Here is a 3,608-nt window from a genome sequence, read left to right on the forward strand (position 1 = left end):
TTAAAAGCAGGGCCTGTTCCTGCTTTTTTCAGTTTTCCTCCTCAGCATAAAAAAGCCGTTATCGCGAAAGGAGATAACGGCAGCGGCAAAATTCTTCTTTGCAGGTTTAAGAATAATCCGTTCATTACCATCTTGATATCAAAATCCAATGGCTGTAAAAACCAGCGGTTGGATTGACGTTACTTCACTGCGTCTGGTCCAGAACTCACCATGGCCTTAAGTTTCTGGTTAATTTCTTCCTCCCGCATCGGTTTTCCGAAATAGTATCCCTGGATCGTATCGACGTTCATCGGATACAAGATCTGAAACTCGGCTTCCGTTTCCACGCCTTCAGCGCAAACTTCGATATTGACCTTATGGCAGATCGCCACGATGAACTGAATAAACGATTCGTCAAAATTACTTGCATCCACGCCGTGCACGAAGGCGCGGTCAATTTTGACGATATCCGCCGGCATTTTTTTCAGCATGTCCAGACTGGAATATCCGGTTCCAAAATCATCCATCGCGATCCGCATTCCCAGATCGTGAATCCGCTGGAACAAATGTTCCAAGGCATGAGCACGTGACGCGATGACCGATTCGGTCATTTCAACGATGATCCGGCCGGGATCCACCTGCGTCGCCGCAAGCGTTTCCTGCATATAGTCAATAAAGTCTGGTTCCATCAGCTGCAGATACGAAAGATTGATGCTCATGGTCAAGGCTGGAGCCAGGGCGGACCATTGCGCGCATTTCGCGCAAGCCTGCCGGAAAATCCAGCGCCCAACCGGACTGATCATGCCGCTTTCTTCCAGAAGCGGGATAAATTCATTGGGCGGCACGAAGCCATACGGTTCCTTCTGCCAACGGGTCAGCGCTTCAAAGCCGATCCACTGGCCGGTTGTGACGCTGACCTGCGGCTGATACATTAAGAAGAAACCGGCGTAATTTTGATCGATGGATTCACGCATTTTTTCGATAATCCCCAAGGAACGAATCTTGCGGGCCAGGATCTGACGGGTAAAGAATTCAAGCCGGTTTTTCCCGTTGAGCTTGGCCTGTTCCAGGGCATAACCGGCTGCTTTAACAAGTTCCAGGAAGCTCTGGGCATCCTGCGGGTAAACCGCGCAGCCGGCGGAAAGCGTGCAATAATACCGTTTTCCTTCGTAAATCATCTGCTGATCAAAGGCGGTCTGCAGCTTTTTATAGATTCCGCGGATAGCCTCAGGCTGGCAGCCGCTGATCAGAATGCCGAACTCATCCCCATCCAGCCGATAAACCTCGGCATTTTCCGGAAGCAGGCTCATAATCCGCTGGGCGCTGATCCGCAGAACTTCGTCGCCAAAGCTGCGGTCGTATAAATCGTTGATGTGTTTGAAATCATCCAGACCCAGCTGCATGATCGCCAGCGGCGTATCCGGCCGGCGGGTTATCAGCCGCTGCGTTTCCTCGCGGTAAACGATCTTATTGAACAAACCGGTGATCCGGTCGGTTTTATTTTTCCGGCTGAGATTGGAGATCATGCCGGCGAACAACACCGGACTGCCGTTCTCATCAAATACAACCTTGCCGCGGCAGCGGACCCAAACCCACTCGCCCCGCTGATTGAGCGCGCGGTATTCGACGTTGTGCGAAGTGGCGCGGCCGTCCAGAATGATCTGATTGGCTTCTAAGAATGCCGCTTTGTCGTCAGGATGAACCTTTTCCCCCCACACGGCCGCTGCGTTGCGAACGATCTGACCAGGCAGACCGAATTCCTCGACCATCGCCTGGGGATAGCGGAACACGTCGTCGCGCAGGTTATTGATAAAGATGTAATCATCGGTACTTTCGACCAGCGCGTCATATAAATAAGCGGAATCATAGCTGAACGAGACCTCGCCGTGATATTCCTTGAGCTGCATCTGCGCCTTTTCTGATTCTTTGAGCTGGATGTGAAGCAGCCGCTTTTGCGTATACATCGCATCGTCAACCTGGGAGAGCAGCGTGCCGCAGGCAAGCTGAGTCCCCGCAGCGACAAAGATCAAGCCGAAACAGAAGCTGCAGCGGTAAGCTTTCTTTTCCGCTTCAGCCCATTGCCGAAGCTGCATCTGCGCCTGGTTGAGCAGGGCTGTTCCGGCGGAGACAGGCTGATTGATCAAAACCAGGATAAATTCATCGCCGCTCAGTCGGAAAAATAAATCTTCCTGGCGAAGCAAGCGGGTTAGGGTCTGGCTGATCTGACGGATCAGAACGTCGCCTTCCCGATGTCCGAATTGATCGTTGACCGCTTTAAGCTGATCGATGTCCAGCATCGCTGCCGTGATGCTCAATTGTCCCTGACCGACTTGTTCGAGCAGTTCGTCCAGCGTGCGCAGACCGGCCCGCCGATTGGGAATCAGCGTTAGCTCGTCGGTGTCGGCGTCCAGGCGCAGACGGTGTGACTCCGTTACGTCGATTGCATGCTGAAAATGAACGAGGCGGCCGTCGATCCAATGGATCAGACTGTCGCGGTTGCGGTAGATGCGCTGGTTCAGCGTGTTTTTCCGCTCTCCCTGCGTATGCGGCAGCTTTAGATCTGACTGAGCGGCCAGCGCCGGCAGCGGACAGAAACGGCACGGTCCGTTCATCCCCCGCTGCAGTACCTTCCAACAGGGCTGACCTTCCGGCGAAGTCAGCTGAAAATCCTCTTTCATCGCCTGGTTCATAAATAAAATTTCATGGGTTTGAGCGTCCGCAATCCATAGGTGCGTTGGCATCTGATCCATGATTTCATGGAAAAAACGAATTTCGTTTTGACGATTGTCCAGAGAACTGGAATAGGCTGCGGTGTACTGGCGCAGCTGCCGGATGAAAGCCAGCTCCGTTTCTTTCCATTCTTTTTCTTCGCGCCGCAAATAAAGCAAGGTCTCCGGCTGCGTCTGCAGCGAAGTCCAGAGTTCGTCATTTTTTATTGAAAGATCACAGTTTTTTAATGTTTCTTGAATTCGGTTCATTTCTTCTGGACTGATCTTCGTCGCAGGGGCGGGATCTTCCGACCAGCTTTCCCAAACGGAGAATAACGGCCGGTACAAGGTGAGAGTCTGGAATCCGAACGGTTTCAGAATCCGGCTCAGGGCCTGAACCTGGCTTTGTCCGTCGCCGGCTCGCAGAAATTCGATCAGATCCGCGCAATCGGCGGCGAAGGGTGTTGAATTTTGTTCGTTGCTGAAAGAGGAGGCTGTCATGGCTAATCCCTCCAGTCATAAAGATAAGGCTGGTTTCATTATAACAAATTTCCCTGAAAAAGGGGCGATTCCTAACAATTCATAAGGAATTCTCCGGCTTTTTCCAATTTAATTCCTATCTGATTTCATAAAAAAACAGCGGGAGCGCCGCTGCTTTTCAAATGAAATGAAATCAGATCAAAATTAGAAGAATGTTTCCTAACAGAACAAGCGAGTAGGCCAGTGTCATCGGGATGATCGAATGGGTCTGATTGTAAGCGTAGGAAGCCAGCGTCGAGGTTAAAAAGAAATAACCGAACAGCCGCAGAAACTGATCGAAGGTCGAGGGAAGCAGACTGACCGTGCACAGAAAACCGAACAGAAAGCCGGAGATCAGAATGGTCATTGATTCGCTGACCTGCAGGTGAATGCGGTCGACAA

The 3,608-nt window shown here is 51.5% G+C and carries 2 protein-coding genes; both read right to left on the reverse strand.

What is annotated here, in order from left to right; genetic code table 11:
* Positions 1–179: 179 nt before the first annotated feature.
* On the reverse strand, positions 180–3,188 hold the full coding sequence (locus tag HOLDEFILI_RS08830; RefSeq protein ID WP_006059264.1) for a bifunctional diguanylate cyclase/phosphodiesterase: 3,009 nt from the start codon (positions 3,186–3,188) through the stop codon (positions 180–182).
* Between the two features lie 172 nt (positions 3,189–3,360).
* A partial coding sequence (locus HOLDEFILI_RS08835) for a hypothetical protein (protein WP_006059265.1) occupies positions 3,361–3,608 on the reverse strand: 248 nt, incomplete at its 5' end.

Origin of the sequence: Holdemania filiformis DSM 12042 (assembly GCF_000157995.1) — a bacterium.
GTDB classification, from domain to species: Bacteria; Bacillota_I; Bacilli_A; order Erysipelotrichales; family Erysipelotrichaceae; genus Holdemania; species Holdemania filiformis.

What these genes read in the sequence shown, in the direction of transcription:
- HOLDEFILI_RS08830 (WP_006059264.1), bottom strand. Translation starts at nt 3,188, where the DNA reads ATGACAGCCTCCTCTTTCAGCAACGAACAAAATTCAACACCCTTCGCC.